Here is a 17,446-nt window from a genome sequence, read left to right on the forward strand (position 1 = left end):
GGCGCACGATCGCCGGATACTTCCGGCCCCAGGCGTCGGCGAACTCGGCGAACCGCTCCAGGGCCGCGTCCTCGGTCGCCGCCGTGTAGACGGGCAGCACCCCTGCCGCGCCGCTCTCGCGCCAGGACCGGCGCCACCGCTCCACCGACCGGACGCTCACCCGTAGCCCGGCGGCGACCTCAGTGTTCTTCTGCCCACCCTCGAAACGCTCCACGGCCTGCAACCGCAGCCGCTCCCGCACGGCCCTCCCGACATCGGTCAACCCGCCGCCCTGCGCGTATCTCACCTACACAGGACTACCGGCCCCACAGGCCCACCGTCCTGCGAAACACCCCGACATCACACTTTCAGGTTCAGTATCTACGCAGACCAATATCGTGGGGGGACTGGCTGGTTCTGCTTGCCTGGCGCGAGTGTGGCAGAGTGGCCACGCAGGGCGAAGCGGATCGGGCCGGTCCCGGCCACACGGTCGGCAGGGCGTCCAGCAGGCATTCCTGGCCAAGTGCTGCCGTACCATTGTGCGCCAGCCACATTCCACAACGCACCCAGCGAAGGCGGCTGTTCACTTCCGATGCCGGTGACCCAACCCCTACCGTAAGCAGGGTGTCCGCAGCACCTGCCCCCTTACCCGACGGGCCCCCGCCACCAGGCCGACGGCATCGGCTGCGAGCCCGCTGGGCCGACCGGCACGCCCTCCCCCGGTTCGGCTTCTGGCTTCTCAGCCGGGGAACCGTCGTGCTCGCGGTGTGCGCGGCCCTGTACGTGCTCAACGGGTTCCTGATCGGCTGGGTGAACGCCTACGAGGTACTGAGGGGGGAAACCTCGCCCGCGGCCGTCCGCCCCCAGTGGTGCGCATGGCCGCTGTCTTTGACCGGCTGGGCCGTCATCCCCGCCATCATCGGAGCCGCGGCTGGCTACGTCATTACCGAGCAGATCCGTGCCCACCAGGCACGCGAACTGGACGACGTCCTCGACGAACTGCGCCGCCTGGCCGAACCGCCGCCCCCCTCCGCCGGGAGCGGCGAGTGATCACGCTGCATGACGTCTACAAGCAGGGCAACGACACGGTCAAGGCCGCGGTCCTGGCTTTCGGCGCCCGCCACGCCACCAGCACCGGAGGTCCGGATGTCGAACCAGAGTGGAAACTGGCAGAGAAGCACTTCACCGAGGTGATTGAGACGATCATGGGATCTGCCGCACCCCCTCCGCCCGGCAGCACGGACGGACCTGTGCGCCGGGCCGAAAATGCCGCCATCGGCTTCCTGCTGGCAGCTAACAGCCAGCCTGACTACCGCTGCCCCATCTGCGTCAAGCGGCAACGGCCCCTGCCGTGAGCCACCGGCCTACCCTGGAGACGTGGTGACGGACGACGAGCGCAAGCGACAGGCAGCCGCTCTCCGCGGGCTGCTCTACCTCGCCTGCCCCGATGCTCCCGCCGCCGCCATCACCGCGATCGCAGAAGCTATCGTCCAGCACACAGCGGAAGCGCCCTGCGCACCAGTCCCCGAAGCCGCACAGCTCAACGAGCCCGAGAATCCTGCCGATCGGCTCAACCTGAGCAGTGCGGACCTGACCGGCGCAGATCTGAGCAATGCGAACCTGGGCAGTGCGGACCTGACCGGCGCAGATCTGAGCAATGCGAACCTGAGCGGCGCGAACCTGAGCAGCGCATTCCTGGGACGCGCCCACCTGAGCGGCGCGGACCTGACGGGCGCGTGGCTGAGTCTCGCGATTCTGACCGGCGCGGACCTGACTAACGCGCGTCTAACCTCCGCGCTCCTTGCAGGCGCACGCTTAATGGGAGCGGACCTGAACGGCGCGGACCTGACTGACGCGCGTCTAACCGGCGCGGACCTGACCGGCGCGGACCTGACCGGCGCGGACCTGAACCGTGCAGATCTGAACAATGCGCGCCTGACTGATGCGAAGCTGATCGGCGCGCAACTCGGATCCGCCAGGGGCGTAGACCTTCCGGATGGAGCGATCTGGGACTCAAGCACCCGTTGGCCTGATCACTTGGCATCACGTGTCGTCGAAGAATCCGACGAGGTGGTTCCAGGTGTCTACCGGGTGCGCGGCGATCAGACTCGGGAGCGGTCGGCCGTACGGAGCTGATCCGCAACTGCCGCTGCTTGCCGTTCCAATACACCTACCAGTCCCGAGGGCCAACACGACCCAATAGGCCGCACAACTTCAGCTCGACGTCCAGAGCCTGCTGTCCTGACCAGCCGCCTGCTCCAGCTCGGTGCGCCAGCCTTTGGAGAGACCGTCGGCGGCATCCGCGGTCACCCACCGGAACGGAATCTTCTCCGCGATCGCCCGGCGGACCATGGCCTGCGCACGTGCTGACCACCCTGTTCGTACCCGCATGCGAGGGTTGCCCGCGGTCATGCCCACGTACTCAACAGGGAGCGCAGATGACAGCCGCCTTGGAAAGACTCAAGGAACTGCTCGGCGAGCCGACCTGATGGGGATGGGCGCGGCCGCACCTGTGGGAGGCCGCCGGGAAACACCTCGGCGGCCCACTCCCCGGCGACTACAAGGCGTTCCTCGATGGCTCACAACAGAGCGGCAGAGAAGTCACCTCGGTTCAATCGGGCCGCTTGGGCTGTCCCGTGATTCGTTTGCCGCGGGCGGCACGCTCTGAGCGAACCGGACAGCCGTACGGTCGTCCTGACCGTTGCGTGGAGCGCCTACGGCGGGGTGGGGTGGATCGGTTGGGCCGTTCGGCCGGCGCCGATCGTTCAGTCGGTGTCGCTGGCGGCGAGCAGTGCGATCTCCTGGCCGCCGGGGCGCAGTACCGCGATGGCCAGGTCCCAAGCGACTTCGTAGAACCAGGGCGACGTGGTGTCGAGGCGGAACCAGCGGCTCTGCATGACCAGGTCGGCCGTGTGCGTGATCGGGGAGTCTGTTGGAGCGCCGGTCAGGCCGCCGAGCGAGCGCCAGGCCGCGAGTCTTCCGTATGCGCCGTAAAGGCCGGAGCCGTAGGCGGGAGGGGTCGCCGCGGCGGTGAGCAGGACTCGGAAGACCGATTCCGGGGTGGCGCGGTACAAACGGGTTGGCGCTTCACCGGCGGGCCAGGCGATGAGCGGCAGGCATGCGAAGACGGCCGGGAAGTCATCGGGGGCGGCTGGGGCGGGTGACCAGAAGTCCTGTGCTGCGAGCTTGCCGTTGGACTGGGTGCACCAGTGCCGCACGGCCGCGCCCATGGCCTCGGCGGTTTCCGGAACGCTGGTTTCCGTCATCTCCATATCGGCCGTGCGCTGCCGCGCCGCCGCGATGGTGTTCAGTGCGGGCGCGTCGAAGGGCACCTCGCGGTTGGGGAACATGGTCCAGGCCCAGGCATCCGGTGCGCCCGCCTGGCGGCGGAGCCCGCTCTCCGGGGGGAGGAGCCCGAGCGGCAGCGCGGCGAGCGGGTGTCCCGCTGCCGCGAGTCCTTCGGCGTAAGAGACAAGCGCGGGGTGCTCGGCGACCTGGTCCGAAACGAGCACGAGTTCGTGGAGGAGGCATGCCGAGAACTCCGCGGAATGCACCGACTCGGCTTCCGGGGCGAAGACCACCCGGGCAATGTCCTCGATGCGGTGGCCGTGGGCCACCGACGCGGCCAGGTGCCGCTCGGCCCGAGTCCGCTCGGGCCCTTGCGGGTGTTGCGCGGGGGGCACGCGTAGGAGGGTACGCAGGCTTGCCGGGCCCGGGTGAGCGGCCAGCGCCCGTAGTACGTGGTCCAGGACGAGTCGGTGGTGCCCGTGGGCGTCGTTCCCGGCCGCGCCCCGGGCGACTTCCGCTCCGAGGTCGCCGAGCCAGTCGAAGGCGCCGGCGTCGGCCTGGAAGTCGATTTGAGCACGCAGTGTGGAGACATCCGCGTAGTCGGCGTTGGCCAGGGCCGCTACCGCGCGGGCGATGTCCTTGCTCATACCGCGGATGTCCTCACGTTCGGTGCTCTGTGGTGGAGGTTCGGCCGGCACCGCTGGACGGTGCCGGCCGAACGATCAGTATCCGGACACGGGGTAGGCGCTCTTGATCCGGTTGTCCGCGGGGTCAACCACGATCCGGATGAACTTCTCGCCCTTCGTTCCGATCACCTTGTCGAAGGGAACGACCCACGTCATGGCGTCCATCTGCCGGCCCTTGGACTTGTACATCCAAGCGTCGTCCACCAGGTCGAGGATCTTGTTCGGGTTCAGCTCCTCGAACACGGTGTGCGTCGGCCTGCCCGGCATCTCCACGGCGTGCCGGAGAACATGGTCGATCTTGTGACCGTCCTTGCCCACGCCGTAGACGAGGCCACCCGGCGACAGGAAGTCGTCGTTACCGAGGTCGGCGAAGGTGACCGGGCAGGTCCGGTCCTCGTTGTGGACGAGGACCGGGGTCCGGCCCGCCAGGACGTAGTAGGTGTGGAGGTCGTTGACCGTGAGGTTGTAGGCGGGCTGGAGGCCCGTCCAGTGACGGACGCCGGCGATCTGCGCCGTGCCGCCCTCGGGGGTGCGCAAGGTGTCCTGCGCAGTGAGCTCGACCGCGTTCTTCCACTTCTTGTCGCTCTCGGACCAGAAGGGGTGGTGGTCGGTGGTGGTGAGGGCGCCTCCGGTGTTCCCTGCGAGGGTGATGTCGGTGAACTCGCGGTCGTCGGGGGTGTAGATGGTGGCGTCGACGCGACGCGGACCGGTCACTCCGGTGACGGGATCGGTGGCGAGGACCTCGTCACCGATGTCGATCTGCTCGATCGGGCGGGTGGTGCGGTCGCCCATCAGGACGGGGGTGCCGGCCGGGAAGCTGTTCCTCGGGCGGAGGCACGGGATCGGCTTCATCCGGGATGCCTTCATGGCGTCCTCGACCGCGTCGGCACCCTTCTTGAGCAGCTTGAGCTTGCCCACGGGGAGCACACCGGCGACGGCCATGGCGCAGCCGCCCCAGGTCGGCTCCTCGATGCACTTCTGGATGTCGGCGCCGCCGGAGAGCTCCCAGGCTCCCTTGGCGAGGAGCTTCGCCAGCTCCGCGTCGGGCTTGGCGAAGACGACCTGGTCCGGGTCGGCACCTGCCAGGAGGCAAGGCGGCACGCTGTCCCTGTTGTAGGGGACGATGCACTTCGGCTTCTTCTTCTTGTCCGCCTCGGCCTGCTTCTTGCGGGCCTCCTCGGCCAGGCGCTTCGCTTCGGCGATCTCCGCTTCGCGCTTCTGCTTGACGTCGGCCCACGCCTGGGAGGCGTAGCCCTCGGCCTCGTCCTTGCTCTTGCCTGCCGCGATGGCCGATTCACGGGCCTGAGCCGCCGAGCGGTCGGCCTCGCGGGCCGACTCGCGGGCGTAGTTCGCCGAGAATGCGGCCTGCGCCGCGGATGCTTCCGCGTTGTCGGCGTCGCGGCCGGCGGCGGCCGCGGCGTTGCGCGCGGTGGCGGCGGACTGCTTGGCCCGGGCCTCGCTCTGGGTGGCGGCCTCGGCGGACTTCTTGGCGCTGGCCGCGTAGCCGGCGGCGGTGTCAGCGGACTTCTTGGCCTCGACCTTGGCGGTCTCGGCTTCGGCGGCGGCCTGGTTGGCCCTGGCTGCCGCCTCGGCGGCACGCCAGCGGTTGGCCTGGGCCTTGGCCGAGATGATCTCACCCTCGGCGAGCATGCGCTCGATCTGGGAACGGTGGTGCTCGGCGAGGGCATCCTTGCGGGCGGCCATGAACTGGCCGACCGCGACGAACTCGTGGAGCTGATCGGCGGTACCGGCCAGGGCTGCCTTGGCCGCCGACTTGACCTCGTCGCCTCCCGTGGTCACGAGCTTGGAGGCGATGACCTGCTCGTCGGTGATGCGGGCGGCGTACTGGCCGCCCGCGAGGAAGGTCGCTAGCGCCTTGCCGTCGGAGCTCGCGAGGGCTGTCTTGGAGGCGTCCTTGACGCTGACGCCGCCCTCGTTGTTGATCTTGGAGACGGCGACCGCGAGATCGTCCTTGCCCACGGCATACTGGCCGACCCGGTAGAAGTCGGCGATCTGCTGGGTGGTTCCCTTGAGCGCCTCGGTCGCGCCCTGCTTGATGGACGGGTAGGGGCTGGAGAGACTCAGTTCGAGGACCTCGGCGCGCGTCTCCTCCTGGCCGGCCCGGTTCCAACCGGTCTTCAGGTATTCGAGCACCGTCTGGTCGGTTCCGACCAGGGCGCCGGCGGCGGCCTGCTGGCTCCAGGGACCGCGGAGCTTGATGGCGTCCACGGCGAGTACACGGCCCTTGGCGGCCGTGGCCTTCACGTCAACACCGGGCTTCGCGGCCTCCACGGCCAGCGCGCCGGCCGTGGCATCGAGCGAGCGGGTCTTCTGGGCCATGGACGCGGTGCCGGAGATGAGGCGCTCGGACTGCGCCTTGTCGGACCGGGCTCGTTCGAGGGCGGCCTCGGAGCGAGCGGTCAGCTCCTCTGCCTCCACTTCCTTGGCGATCTTGTGGACCGTCTTCGCGGTGCTGACCGCGGTGGTCGCCGCATCGGCGGCCTGCTTCGCGGCTTCCGCGTGCTTGCGGGAATCGGCCGCCGCGGTAGCAGACTGTCCGGCGTACTTCGCCGCCAGTTCGGCCGCGTCCGCGGCCTTCTCCGCATGGTTCGCCGCGGACCTCGCGGCGTCGCGGGCCTGGAAGGCGGCCTGCGCCGCACGACGGGCGAGCGCACCCGCGGTGTTCGCGGCGCGGTTGGCGGCATTGGCGTGCCGACGGGCCTCGGCCGCGGCGTTGGCCGCCTCGGCGGAGTGGACGCCGGCCGCGTCCGCGTACCGGTTCGCCTCGTCCGCCGCATCCGCTGCGGCGTTTGCGTTGGAACCGGCACTGCGCGACGCGTCGGCAGCGGCGCCCGCGGCCAGCGAAGCACGCCCAGCCTGCTCGGCCGCGTCCGCAGACGCCCTGGTCAGGAACGTCATGTTGCGAGCGATCAGCGCCGTGTTCTTCGCGGCCTCCGCCTTGCCGGCGTCACCGGCAGCGGCGATCGCCGCGTTGTAGGCGTCGTTCGCCGCGTTTGCCGCCGCGGCGGCGGCGTTCGCCGTTTGGGCGGCAGCCAGCGACGCGGTACGGGCCGCGCGGCTGGCAGCGTTCGCCGACGCGATCGCCTGCTGCGCGGCGGCGGCCGCACCGCGTGCCGCTTCCGCGGCCTGCTGTGCCTTCACCGCGGCACGCTTGGCGTCCTTGCCCGCCTGCTGGCTCTCGTGGGCGGCCTTCAGCGCCGCTTGCTTGGCGAGGTTGGACGCCTCGACGGCACGGGCGGAGGCTGCCTCCGACTTCTTCGTCGCCTCCTCCGCCTGCAGACCGGCCTGCTGGGCCTGGTCCGTCAGCTGCTCGATCGTCGCATGCTCCTGGTCACGGTTGCGGGCGACGAACTGCCCGACGTCCAGGAACTCGCTGATGTCTTCCGCCGTGCCCCGCAGAGCGAGCTTTCCGGCGGCCTTCATGTTCGCGCCGCCGGAGCTGATGAGCTTCGAGACCGCGACCTCGTTGTCGGCCGCGCGCGCCTCGTACTGACCCTCGTCCAGGAACTTGGTGACGGCCGCGGGTCCGGCCTGGAGCGCCGCCTTGCCCGCGTCCTTGACACCGGCCCCGCCGAAGTTGATGACCTGCGAGGCCTCGACCTCGCGGTCGTCCTGCAGGGGCTTCTGCCATCCGCTGCGCAGGAACGCGCGCAGTTCCTCCGGCGTGCCCTTGAGCGCCTTCTTCGTCGCTTCGCGGACGCCGACGCCGCCGACGTTGAGGACCCGGCTCGCGTCGATGTAGTCGTCGTCGTACTGGATCTCGTCGGCTCCGTCGAGGAACTTGCGGATGTCCGCGTCGGTCCCCAGGAGCGCCTGCTCGGCCGCCTCCTTGACGCCCACACCGCCGTACCTGAGGTACTCCACGGCCAAGGGGCGCTTGGCCGCGCCCATGGTGGAGTCCTCGGCCGCTGCCGGGGAGGCCCCCAGCAGGCCTGCGGTCAGGGCCGCGGGCAGGGCCATGCCGCAGAGTCCTCGGAGCGTTCGCCTCGCTGCGGCGGACCTGTTGGCCTTGGCCGCGCGGTCGAGCCTGTCCGGCCCATCGGCGGAGCGTGTTGTTCCGAAAATGAGTGTTCGCCGTTTCATTCGGCGCCTTCCCCCCATGCCTACTGCTTCCATGACATGCGCGTGCACGGGGTGACGGCCTGGCCGCAAGCCGTCGCTCGACGTCTGCTTGACGTCTCATCAGCAACTTGGCGGGAGCCCTCCCCCGGCCGCCGCTCAGCGGTCTCAGAACCGCGGGCGATCATGTGTGTCTGACCTGCGTGAACTCGCTGGCGCCAGGTGCGATACGACGCCCTGGGCGCCAGCGTGAGGAGCGTATGCACGAAACCCCGAAAAATCAATCACAGTTGAAACGCATAAGCTGTGACTGATTGCGAGGAGTTCCGGAACCATCTTCCGCTCCGAGGCCTGCCCTGGCCGCTTCGACTGCAGGGGCTCGGTGCCCGTCTCCCGGCCGTCGCGTGAACGGGTGCGGCCGTGGCACCAGGAGTGACCGAGGTTCTGCCGTCAGGTGCCCATCGCGCAGGTGGTTCACAGAAAGGGTGGACGGTCGACTGGCAGCGGCACTACGCCCACCTCGCCCAGATCCTCGCCGACGGCGCCCACCCCAGCACGAACATCCCCGGAGTCACCCGACACGGCGAAGACATCGGACGCCGGCTCACCACCCAACGCCAGGACTTCGGCCGACTCTCCGAGGAGCAGCAGCGCCGCGGGCGGCTCACCCCCTCTCCAGTCGTTCTGATCGACTCTCGAAATATTGATGGCCGGCAACTTTAGTTCTGTGGACCCCGCGGCCGAGTTCGGCCCGCAGACTGCCGCACGGCGCCTCGACCTCAACCGGCGAGTGCCCACCTCACCCAGCCGACCTCGACGTCGGCTGGGAGCCCGTCGTCTCCTGAGCGCCTCTCGCGCTCTGGCGTGCACACCCTTCTGGATGGACACGGGTCGATGTGGGGCGGGTGTCCGTCGAAGAGACCGGTGTCGGCGCCACCAGCCTGACCCGCCGGGCGATCGGCTCCCGCCACCAGCCTCTCGGCGAGGCCCAGCAGTGGCTCGTCGTCGACGTCCGGTGCCCCGTACCGCTCCCCGCCTGGGACGGAGTCCACCAGGTGTGCGACCCCGACCGGGCGGCCACGTACTCCGTCTGGTCCGAAAACCAGGCGGCTGCCATGAGGTCCTGCATGCGTGTGCGGTGACGCCGGTACCGGGGTCACCAACGGCTCACCTACTGGGCGAGGCCCCGACGCAGCACCATCAGGCGGAGGACGGGATGGTGGAGGCACTGGAGTAAGAGGGGGGCGGCGGGGCTGAGGGGGGCATGGCTTCGCCGGTGGCTGCTCACCGGGTGGCCGCACTCCCGTCGGTCAGTTCTCCGTAGGACCGAGATGCACGTCGGCGCGGGCCAGCACGCGACCGCCCAGGGCCGTTCGCCACGCGCCGTACGCCGCGTCGGCGTCCGCCCAGGTCGCATGCCGGCCGAGGAGCAGGTGGTCGATGACCCGCCCGATGACCCGCCCCATGCCGGCTGTGACGACCGGGAGCAGAAGGGCTCCCGCCCCCGCCACGAAGGCCCGCCAGCCGTCGATCTCGTCCGGCGGGGGCGGGCCGAAGAAGTGGTTCAGCAGCGCCGTCAGTGCGAAGACGGAGAAGATCACGGCGAGCACCAGGTACGCCATGCCGGCCGCCAGCGCTCCGGCACATCCCTTGTCGTCGTCCCGGCGGCTCAACGCCCAGAAGGGCACGATCAGGAGCAAGAGCGTGGATCCGATGCCGACAGCCGTGTCCAGGAGACCGCGTGGCTCGCGAGGGAAGACCAGCTCCCACAGTGGGCTGGTGCCCAGCAGCAGCCACACCAGGCCCGCCGGAAGTGAGCTCCTGAAGTGGGGATCGGCATCGTCGGCGGCCCGGGCCTCCGCCAGGACGTCGCGGTAGGTGCTCTCCAGCCGGGACACCTCGGACAGCACGGTCGCCCGCACGACCATCAGGGACGCCCGGAGTTGCTCCTCCTCAAGACCGCGGTGCGCGGCCGCCCTCCGGCGGATGTCGCGCCGGGCCATCACCTCGTTCAGTACGGATGCGTAGATCGCCTCGGGCGCGTCGAGTCCGCTCGACCACGGCCCGATGGACGAGGAGGACGCCGGTTCGTCGGCCGGCCGGTGCTCCAGGCCCACCTCGACCGCGGCACGGACCGTCGTGTGAGTGAACCGGTACCCACTGCTGGTGGCCACGAGGAAGCCGCGTTCGACCGCCGTGGAGAGGAACACCGGCAGCTGCCAGGGCACGTGGTACTCCACCACCAGCCGCACCCGGTCGACCACGTGCCGCAAGAGGGCGGAGCCCCCGGCCACGAGGAACACGGAGAAGCAGCCCAGGACCACGTTCTGGGCCCGTGCCCCGGCCGGAATGCCCCCGGTACCCGCCAGGTGGGCTGACCACACCGCCGCTGCGGCGTAGCCGGGCCCGATGACGGCACCGGCCGCCAGCCCCCGCACCAGGACCCGCGACAGGCCGCGCGCCGGCTCCGCCGCAACGCCGCGGACCCGGAACTTGACCAGCCCGGCACCGAGCCCGACGGCGAGCAGCGCGAGGGACATGACGCCGGCGGCGGCGACGGCCCTGCCGAACGGGACCTTGGCCATGGTGGCGTAGGCGAGGGTCACCGCGCAGGTCAGGGCCGTCATCTCCAGTGGCACGCGCCACTCCCCGGCCAGGGCGTGCGTCCAGCGCCCGGCCCAGCGCAGCGCCGGCGCCTCGAACAGCCCGCCGTACACACGGCTGTACCAGAGCAGGAGGATGTTCAGGCCGAAGCCGAGCAGGGCGTGGGGCACGACGGGCCAGGACTTTGCGCTCAGGACCACCCCCGCAACCGCGAGCATGACCAGCAGTTCGTGCTGGAAGCGAGGCGCATGGATCCGCGTGCCCGTGTGGCGGGCTTCGGCCGGGTCGGAGGCGGCCAGGAGGGTGACCGTGTCGAAGTATTCCTGTCGTCCCGTTCTCATGGCACGCGCCAGTCCGCACAGGCCACGGGCGAGCACCGGGGTGCTCATGGCCGGTTCCGCGGCAGCCGGGTCCCGGGGCACAGCCGGGGACGACATGTCCAGCAGGTCCCGGACGTACGTCCGCAGGACCACGTACTGCTCGCGTATGTGCTGCCTGGCCAGGGGAGACGACTGGAGTATCCCGCGCAGGAGCCGGGGATCCTCCGAAGCCGTGGTGAAATCCACGACCTCGTCCAGCGACGGCCCGTCCCAGTCGCCCGACAGGTTCGCGGTGGCCACGACCGACAGCATGAGCGGGGTAGTGCACCATTCCCGCACGCTGGGGTTGTCGGCGAGCAGGTCTCGGACGGGCTGGCCACTGTCGCCGAGCGCGACGATCGCCTCGTCCAGCGCCGTGGTGGAGAGGTCGTGCAGGCGGACGGTGCCCGTGAGCGAGGAGCCCAGGCGGCTTGCCTCCGCCGTCGCCTCCCGGCTCGCCACGATCATCGGCAGTTCCGGGTAGCGGCGGATCGCCGCCGCCCACCCCGCCAGGTGGGCGCCGGCCACGAAGTCCAGGCCTTCCAGACACGGGACCACGGCGCCGAGCCTCATCAGGTCGACGGCCTCGTCGATCGTGCCGCCGAACAGGGGCGGCACCCGCCAGGCCAGCCATTCCACCAGGTCTGTGGGGGCAGGGAGGTCGGGCGGCAGGACGACGGGGAAGGGTATGGGAACCGATGCGTCGTCGGCCTCCAGGAGTTCGTGCATCACGCGCAGCATCAGGACCGACTTGCCGGCCCCGGGTTCACCCACGATCAGCATCTGCTCGTCGCACCGCCTGAACACGTCGAGCGGCGAGGTGCCTTCCGGGAGTGCGGCGGGCGGGTCCTGCCGGACGGTCACGGTCATGGGCAGGTCGATCAGGCGCGGAAGCCTGGTCAGTGCGTTGTCGAGCTGCGGCCCGACCCAGTCGCGCTCGACCGTACGGACCATCGTCCGGGCCCGCGCACGCCGGCGTTTGCCCTTACGCCAGTCCGCCGGCCACGCCGGCCTGCCGCCCACCGTGCCCGGGCCGCCCCGTTGCCGCAGGACCAGCTTCTTGATGTTCAGGATGAGGATGCCGGTGTTGGACAGCGAGCCGTGGGAGCTGTGGGCATCTCCCGAGCCGGAGACGTGGAATGAAGGCTTGGTGCCGTCCCCCCGAGCCGTCCTCCCGCCCTTCTTCCGCAACCACACGAGGCTCCCCCCTTCCTCCGGGCCGTTCCCCGACGGACCGGTCAGCGGTAGCGGATGCCGGTGTTCCCGTCGCTGCCTTTGCCCGTGGAGGTGACGCTCCCGCTGTCCTCCAGCCTCGCCCGTCCGCCGCCCCACCGCCTCCGGCGCCAGATCCCCGTGTTCCCCGCTCCCCCGTCTGCGACGTCGACCGGCCCGCTCCTCACCACGCTGTCGTCCGGGCCGTTGCCCGAAGGCTGGAGCACCGCCCAGACCAGGGCGGCGATGCTGACGGCCCCCTGAACCGTGGCGCCGACCAGCTGCCCCGCGTCCGGGCTGTTCAGCAGCCAGATCAATGGCGTACTGGCCGTCCCGAGCACCGCCAGCACGATGACCGTCGCCTTCCACCCTCGCGACATGCCGCCCCTCCCCCTCTCCCGGCGCCCGTCAGCCATATGGCCGAGGGTCACCCTCCCCCGTATTGCCCTGTTTCGCTTCCCGCTGAAACAGGATCGATTCTTCGAGGGGCTTGGGTGTGGGTGGGAAGCAGCCTCGGCTCACCCGGGGTCCGAGTAGGAACGGACCAGGAAGCCGGTGTTGCTGGCAGAAGTTCTGACGGACCGTGAACCGGGCCGTCGGGTCGGCTTCCGCGGCTTCCCGTCTGTCGTCAAACGATGGCCAGATCCGGTACCGGGCACTGGCGCCGAAGGCGGGTCAGGAACGCGCGATCAGTCGAACTCCATCCCGAAGTAGAGGTCGGGTTCACCTGTGTACGGGTCGATCCCGGACTCCCGGCGTCGTTGTTCCTCGCGCCAGTGGACGAAGTGCGGAGCGGGCTCGCCCCAGAGGGACGCGTCGCTGAGCGGGCACTTGTCAAAGCCTTCGACGAACAGCTGGCGAAGGAACTCCGCCATGCCGCAGTCGTAGACCTGCCAGTGGGGCCGACCATGTCGTCTCCACACGATGACCGGCCAAGTGTCAGGGTCCTCATCATCCGCGACCCAGCCGAGGATGTCGGCTCCGCAGCTGACACCCCACGCGATGACGGAGTCAGGGCCGGCAGTGACTCCGTCGGGGCCTCCTTCGGTCGCCCAGACATCCCGAATCAGGGCAGTCTCGCCTGACATGCTCCCGAGTTCCTGCCCGTAGGTTGGCTGCGCGGCTGCTTCGGGAGTCAGGACGCTGAGCGCATCGTCGATGCCTCCGGCTCCGTAGGTGGCCATGAAGGCCATGTAGTCGGACGGGAATCCAACCTGCCAAGCTCGTCGCAGCGCATCCCAGTCCACCTGCTCATCCGCACCGTCATGGGCCGGCATGACGGACAGAAGCGCGGCGAGAGGTGTCTCCTCAGGCGGCACGGCTCCTCCAAACTCTGTGCTCGTTTGGGCGCAACATATCCGGCATCACCGCATCGGGTTCTCAGGGACATGGGAAGGAGGCAGGTCAGGACGGATCAGTCCAGATGTTGTCCGGACAGAACGCGAAGTGCTCGACCGCGACGAGGAAAGCCTCATGCCCGCTCGCCCTGGCGCGGCGACGCTGATGTGGAGCGTGGAGAAACCGACCGCAACGACGCGGGCGCCGAACCGGTGCTCCCCATCGCGGACGACCGCGGAAATCCTCGCGGTGTCGTTCTCATGGTTGCAGGGGCCGGCCCACCTCGCAGCCGTCAACGCGTCGGCACCGGACGCTGCGGCGGACAGCCCCGGACGGATCTGTGGGCAGTCGGCAAGGAACGCCTGCGCGAACTCGGAGGCCAGTTGATCGGGGCTCGTGGCCGTCTCCCGACTGGGCGCGAGGCCGGGCCACGCCTGCGTGCTCGCAGAAACCATTTGGCCTGCACCTCGGCGATACCCCGTCACGGCGAGAGCTGAGGGACCGGCAAGATCGCCGCGTTCATCGGCCCCCGCCATCGTGTGCGTCACGAAATATCCGCCACGGCCAGATTCAGCGAGCTCCACCAGGGCAGCAGAGTGCCGGGTGCCGGTCGGACATCAGTACTCCTCGTCGGGATAGCCCCACTGAACCTTCCCGCTCGCTCCGGCAGCCACCTCTGCGACGGTCGCCGCGAACAGCCCTTCGAAATGCGGCCGCCACAGGTAGAAGCGGCTGATCCCAAGCGGAAAGTCGGATTCGCCGGACACGAAGAACGCGCCGTCGTCGTCCACCGCCACCCCCAAAGACACCTGGAGGATGAGGGACTCCTCACGCAGTAGCTCCTCCAGGGCACGGACGATCTCCCAGGCCTGCGGTTCACCCGTGACACCGGTAACGGTAAAGGCAAGATCAATGTTGACGGACATAGAAGGAGGATAGAAGGCACCACCGACAACGCCAGGCGACGTTCCGGCACATGACGCCAGGGCTCCGGCCGCGAAGACCTCGCGTTCTTCATCGCCTTCGGCGTCCTCCGAGTCGACGGCCCCGAACCCCTCCCCGTCTCGAGCGCCGCCAATCTTCGAGGGCCTTTTCGCCCCCATCGGAGCGCACGGTGCCCGATGCTTGGCGCTCACCACCGTCGCCGGCCCGCAGGAGGAGGATCTCGCGGGTGCCGTCGGAGAATCCGCATGACAACACCGGTGCGATGAGGGAGCGCTTCATCCGCTGCGGGCGGCGACCCCGCCTGCGCCTCTCCCGTTTCCCTCGGGTCGCCGGAACGCCCCGGACGACGATGTCGTGACAGGGAGCCGTGGCGCGGCTGGGCATGAGGTGCGCCCGGCCTACCAGAGCGTATGCCCTGACCTGGCATGAAACAATCACAGTCGACGCGGCATCAACGATAGTTGATGACGAGGGGGTTCGGGCGCTACCGTCTGCCTGGGACAGGCCCGCCTGTGATCGCGTCGGGGGACGTACGGCGGTCTGCGCTTGCCGTGGCGGTGGCCTGTCGGGTGGACCTTCCACACAAACGTTCATTTCGCGATATCAAGGGCCGCGCGTGCGGCCTGTAATCAGGGGGAAACTCATGGCGATTACCCGTGCCCGCAAGGCACTGTTCACCGGTCTCGTCGGCACGGCCGCGGCCGTCACCACGCTCGGTGTCGCGTACGCCGGCCCGCAGACCGCCGGGGCCGCTGCCGCCGGTGAGATGCCCACCGCCGTCGAGGACTTCGCCTACCCCGACGCCGCGAAGATCCAGGCCGAGCAGCAGATCATCCTCAAGCGCGGCGACGGCCACATCACCCTCACCACCTGCGAGGGCACCCCCGACATCACCGTCAAGTCCCGCACCGGCCAGAAGCTCTACTGCTTCGACGTCAACGCCCCCAAGGGCTACGTGACCCTGGAGCTCCCCGACGCCTTCGGCATCTGGACCGAAGCCTTCCCCGTCAAGGCCACCATCACCGCCGACGGCACCAACAAGACCGTCATCGACGCCCCCGCCAACGACTACAAGCCCTTCGGCGAAGCAGGCGACACCGGCGAGCGCTCCATCCTCCTCGAACTCCGCGTCGGCTGACCACCTGGCCGACCACCGGTTACGCACGCCAACGCCGACCCACGTTCGTAAGGAAGATCCACATGTCTGCTCCCCGTCCGCGCACCGCGCGGATCACCAGCCTTCTTGTCGGTGCGACGACCGTCACCGCGGGCCTGTTCTCGGCCGGTGCCGCCCAGGCCGTCTCCGGTCCCGAGGCCACAGCGGGCCAGTACGCCTCCACCCTGAAGCTGAGCATCGGCGACGAGGCCAACAGCCGCGGCTGCTCGGGCACGCTGATCGACTCGTACTGGCTCGCCACCGCCGCCTCCTGCTTCGCGACCACCCCGGGTGAGCAGGTCCCCGCCGGCAAGCCCGCCCTCAAGACGGTCGCCACGCTCAGCGACGGCAAGACCGTCGAGGTCACCGACCTCGCCCCGCGCACCGACCGCGACCTGGTCCTGGCCCGCCTCGCCACCCCGGCCACCGGCATCGCCGGCGTCAAGCGCGCCACCGCCGCCCCGGCCGCCGGCACCGACCTGACGGCGGCCGGGTTCGGCCGCACCAAGACCGAGTGGGTCCCCGGCAAGCTCCACACGGGCACCTTCACCACCAACACCACCGACGCCACCACCCTCGCCATCACCGGCAAGGGCACCGACGTCCTGTGCAAGGGCGACACCGGCGGCCCCCTCCTCAACGCCGCCGGAGAGCTCGTCGGCATCAACGCGAAGTCCTGGCAGGGCGGCTGCCTCGGCACCAACGCCGCCGAAACCCGCACGGGCGCCGTCTCGGTGCGCACCGACGACCTCGGCAAGTGGATCGATGAGCACACCGCCGTGGTAGCAGCGACTGTGGGTGTGTACCGTTCGGCTGACTCCTCGTTCCACGTGTCGGACCGGAGCGGGAACCTGGCGGGACAGGCGTACTTCGGCGCTCAGGGTGACGTGCCGTTGACGGGCGACTGGAACCGGGACGGGAAGGACACGTTCGGCGTGTACCGGCCCAGCGATCAGGGCTTCTACCTGTCCAACGACAACAAGTCGGTCGCCGTCTCGCGCAAGTTCGGCAACCCGGGTGACGTTCCGCTGGTCGGTGACTGGGACGGCGATGGCGTCGACTCCATCGGCGTATACCGCCCCTCGGACGAGGCGTTCTACCTGTCCAACGACAACATCTCGGCGGCCTATGTCGTGAGGATGGGTATCGCACACGACACCCCGATGGTGGGTGACTGGAACGGCGACGGCAAGGACACGGTCGGCGTCTACCGAGCCTCGGACACGACGTTCTACCTCACCGATTCACAGACTTCCGCCACTGTCGATCACAAGGTGCTGTTCGGGAACCCGGGCGATGTCCCGATCAAGGGCGACTGGAACGGCGACGGTACCGACAAGATCGGTGTCCACCGGCCGGCGGACGGCGGCTTCTACGGCGCTGCGAAGGACTCGGACACAGTGATCTACAACGTCCGCTTCGGCAACCCCACGGACACTCCCATCATCGGGCAGTGGTAGCCGCCCGCCATTGAGCGCCTGGGTCAAAGGGCGCGGGTACAGGACCGGACGTGACTCCCCGCGATCTCCCGCGGGGAGTCACGCGGCACGCCCAGGCCACCCGTCCGGAGCTGGGCCGGCTTGCCCAGCTCCGGACGGCGCCTTCGACCTGACCGTGGACCTGGTCATCGACCCCGACCCCAGCCGATGCGAACCAGCTCTGCCGGCAGTGCCGCGCCCCGCTCCTGGAGTCACAGCAGGAGCGATGTTGAGCGACGCTGAAGATGAGCATGAAGGCGACGTGCTGGTTGTCGATGGGACGGGATGAAACGACCCCGGCGGCCGTCACGCCGCCGGGGT

The 17,446-nt window shown here is 69.5% G+C and carries 15 protein-coding genes; 7 read left to right on the top strand and 8 right to left on the bottom strand.

The features are described 5' to 3' along the window. Positions 1 to 286: helix-turn-helix domain-containing protein (locus ACZ7GJ_RS32265; protein ID WP_470756662.1), on the bottom strand; the 286-nt coding region annotated here is incomplete at its 3' end. A 449-nt stretch (positions 287 to 735) separates the two neighbouring features. Here ACZ7GJ_RS32265 and ACZ7GJ_RS32270 point away from each other — a divergent pair. From ACZ7GJ_RS32270 to ACZ7GJ_RS32280, 3 genes are read left to right on the top strand one after another with little or no spacing between them, the layout of a single operon-like run. After that, positions 736 to 1,029, top strand: a complete 294-nt coding sequence (locus tag ACZ7GJ_RS32270; RefSeq protein WP_470756663.1) for a DUF6313 family protein — start codon at positions 736 to 738, stop codon at positions 1,027 to 1,029. Then, complete coding sequence (locus ACZ7GJ_RS32275; protein WP_470756665.1) at positions 1,026 to 1,334, top strand: hypothetical protein; 309 nt, start codon at positions 1,026 to 1,028, stop codon at positions 1,332 to 1,334. Before ACZ7GJ_RS32270 ends, ACZ7GJ_RS32275 begins: the two co-directional genes overlap by 4 nt. 22 nt (positions 1,335 to 1,356) lie before the next feature. Then, positions 1,357 to 2,115: a pentapeptide repeat-containing protein gene (locus ACZ7GJ_RS32280; RefSeq protein ID WP_470756667.1), complete on the top strand. Its 759-nt coding sequence runs from the start codon at positions 1,357 to 1,359 to the stop codon at positions 2,113 to 2,115. A gap of 629 nt (positions 2,116 to 2,744) precedes the next feature. On the opposite strand, the gene ACZ7GJ_RS32285 is transcribed toward ACZ7GJ_RS32280, so the two are convergent. Together ACZ7GJ_RS32285 and ACZ7GJ_RS32290 are read right to left on the bottom strand one after the other, a co-directional pair. Then, positions 2,745 to 3,914 (bottom strand): DUF6183 family protein, encoded by a 1,170-nt coding sequence (locus ACZ7GJ_RS32285; protein ID WP_470756669.1) that lies wholly within the window; start codon positions 3,912 to 3,914, stop codon positions 2,745 to 2,747. A 75-nt stretch (positions 3,915 to 3,989) separates the two neighbouring features. Further along, on the bottom strand, positions 3,990 to 7,934 hold the full coding sequence (locus ACZ7GJ_RS32290; protein WP_470756671.1) for a polymorphic toxin-type HINT domain-containing protein: 3,945 nt from the start codon (positions 7,932 to 7,934) through the stop codon (positions 3,990 to 3,992). A gap of 531 nt (positions 7,935 to 8,465) precedes the next feature. On the opposite strand from ACZ7GJ_RS32290, the gene ACZ7GJ_RS32295 reads away from it, so the two are divergent. Further along, positions 8,466 to 8,756 (top strand): helicase associated domain-containing protein, encoded by a 291-nt coding sequence (locus ACZ7GJ_RS32295; protein ID WP_470756673.1) that lies wholly within the window; start codon positions 8,466 to 8,468, stop codon positions 8,754 to 8,756. A gap of 182 nt (positions 8,757 to 8,938) precedes the next feature. Continuing rightward, positions 8,939 to 9,175 (top strand): hypothetical protein, encoded by a 237-nt coding sequence (locus tag ACZ7GJ_RS32300; RefSeq protein WP_470756675.1) that lies wholly within the window; start codon positions 8,939 to 8,941, stop codon positions 9,173 to 9,175. 168 nt (positions 9,176 to 9,343) lie between these two features. On the opposite strand, the gene ACZ7GJ_RS32305 is transcribed toward ACZ7GJ_RS32300, so the two are convergent. From ACZ7GJ_RS32305 to ACZ7GJ_RS32325, 5 genes are all read right to left on the bottom strand, one after another. Then, positions 9,344 to 12,193, bottom strand: a complete 2,850-nt coding sequence (locus ACZ7GJ_RS32305) for an NACHT domain-containing protein (RefSeq protein WP_470756677.1) — start codon at positions 12,191 to 12,193, stop codon at positions 9,344 to 9,346. A 41-nt stretch (positions 12,194 to 12,234) separates the two neighbouring features. Then, a complete protein-coding gene (locus ACZ7GJ_RS32310; RefSeq protein ID WP_470756679.1) occupies positions 12,235 to 12,588 on the bottom strand; it encodes a hypothetical protein in 354 nt (117 codons plus the stop codon). Between the two features lie 309 nt (positions 12,589 to 12,897). Then, positions 12,898 to 13,527: an SMI1/KNR4 family protein gene (locus ACZ7GJ_RS32315; protein WP_470756681.1), complete on the bottom strand. Its 630-nt coding sequence runs from the start codon at positions 13,525 to 13,527 to the stop codon at positions 12,898 to 12,900. Positions 13,528 to 13,572: 45 nt separating this feature from the next. Beyond that, positions 13,573 to 14,082 (bottom strand): DUF4253 domain-containing protein, encoded by a 510-nt coding sequence (locus tag ACZ7GJ_RS32320; protein ID WP_470756796.1) that lies wholly within the window; start codon positions 14,080 to 14,082, stop codon positions 13,573 to 13,575. An 81-nt stretch (positions 14,083 to 14,163) separates the two neighbouring features. Next, positions 14,164 to 14,472, bottom strand: coding sequence for a hypothetical protein (locus tag ACZ7GJ_RS32325; protein ID WP_330300452.1), 309 nt, complete (start codon positions 14,470 to 14,472; stop codon positions 14,164 to 14,166). Between the two features lie 662 nt (positions 14,473 to 15,134). On the opposite strand from ACZ7GJ_RS32325, the gene ACZ7GJ_RS32330 reads away from it, so the two are divergent. Together ACZ7GJ_RS32330 and ACZ7GJ_RS32335 are read left to right on the top strand one after the other, a co-directional pair. Then, positions 15,135 to 15,629: a hypothetical protein gene (locus tag ACZ7GJ_RS32330; protein ID WP_470756683.1), complete on the top strand. Its 495-nt coding sequence runs from the start codon at positions 15,135 to 15,137 to the stop codon at positions 15,627 to 15,629. 62 nt (positions 15,630 to 15,691) lie between these two features. Next, positions 15,692 to 17,107 (top strand): trypsin-like serine protease, encoded by a 1,416-nt coding sequence (locus tag ACZ7GJ_RS32335; protein ID WP_470756685.1) that lies wholly within the window; start codon positions 15,692 to 15,694, stop codon positions 17,105 to 17,107. The last annotated feature ends 339 nt before the right edge of the window (positions 17,108 to 17,446 follow it).

Source organism: Streptomyces sp. NPDC037242 (genome assembly GCF_055604165.1).

Bases quoted from the DNA above. Each gene is read 5' to 3' on its own strand.
- ACZ7GJ_RS32285 (WP_470756669.1), bottom strand. From the start codon at position 3,914: ATGAGCAAGGACATCGCCCGCGCGGTAGCGGCCCTGGCCAACGCCGAC.
- ACZ7GJ_RS32290 (WP_470756671.1), bottom strand. From the start codon at position 7,934: ATGGCCCTGCCCGCGGCCCTGACCGCAGGCCTGCTGGGGGCCTCCCCG.
- ACZ7GJ_RS32310 (WP_470756679.1), bottom strand. From the start codon at position 12,588: ATGTCGCGAGGGTGGAAGGCGACGGTCATCGTGCTGGCGGTGCTCGGG.
- ACZ7GJ_RS32320 (WP_470756796.1), bottom strand. From the start codon at position 14,082: ATGGCGGGGGCCGATGAACGCGGCGATCTTGCCGGTCCCTCAGCTCTC.
- ACZ7GJ_RS32325 (WP_330300452.1), bottom strand. From the start codon at position 14,472: ATGTCCGTCAACATTGATCTTGCCTTTACCGTTACCGGTGTCACGGGT.
- ACZ7GJ_RS32330 (WP_470756683.1), top strand. From the start codon at position 15,135: ATGGCGATTACCCGTGCCCGCAAGGCACTGTTCACCGGTCTCGTCGGC.
- ACZ7GJ_RS32335 (WP_470756685.1), top strand. From the start codon at position 15,692: ATGTCTGCTCCCCGTCCGCGCACCGCGCGGATCACCAGCCTTCTTGTC.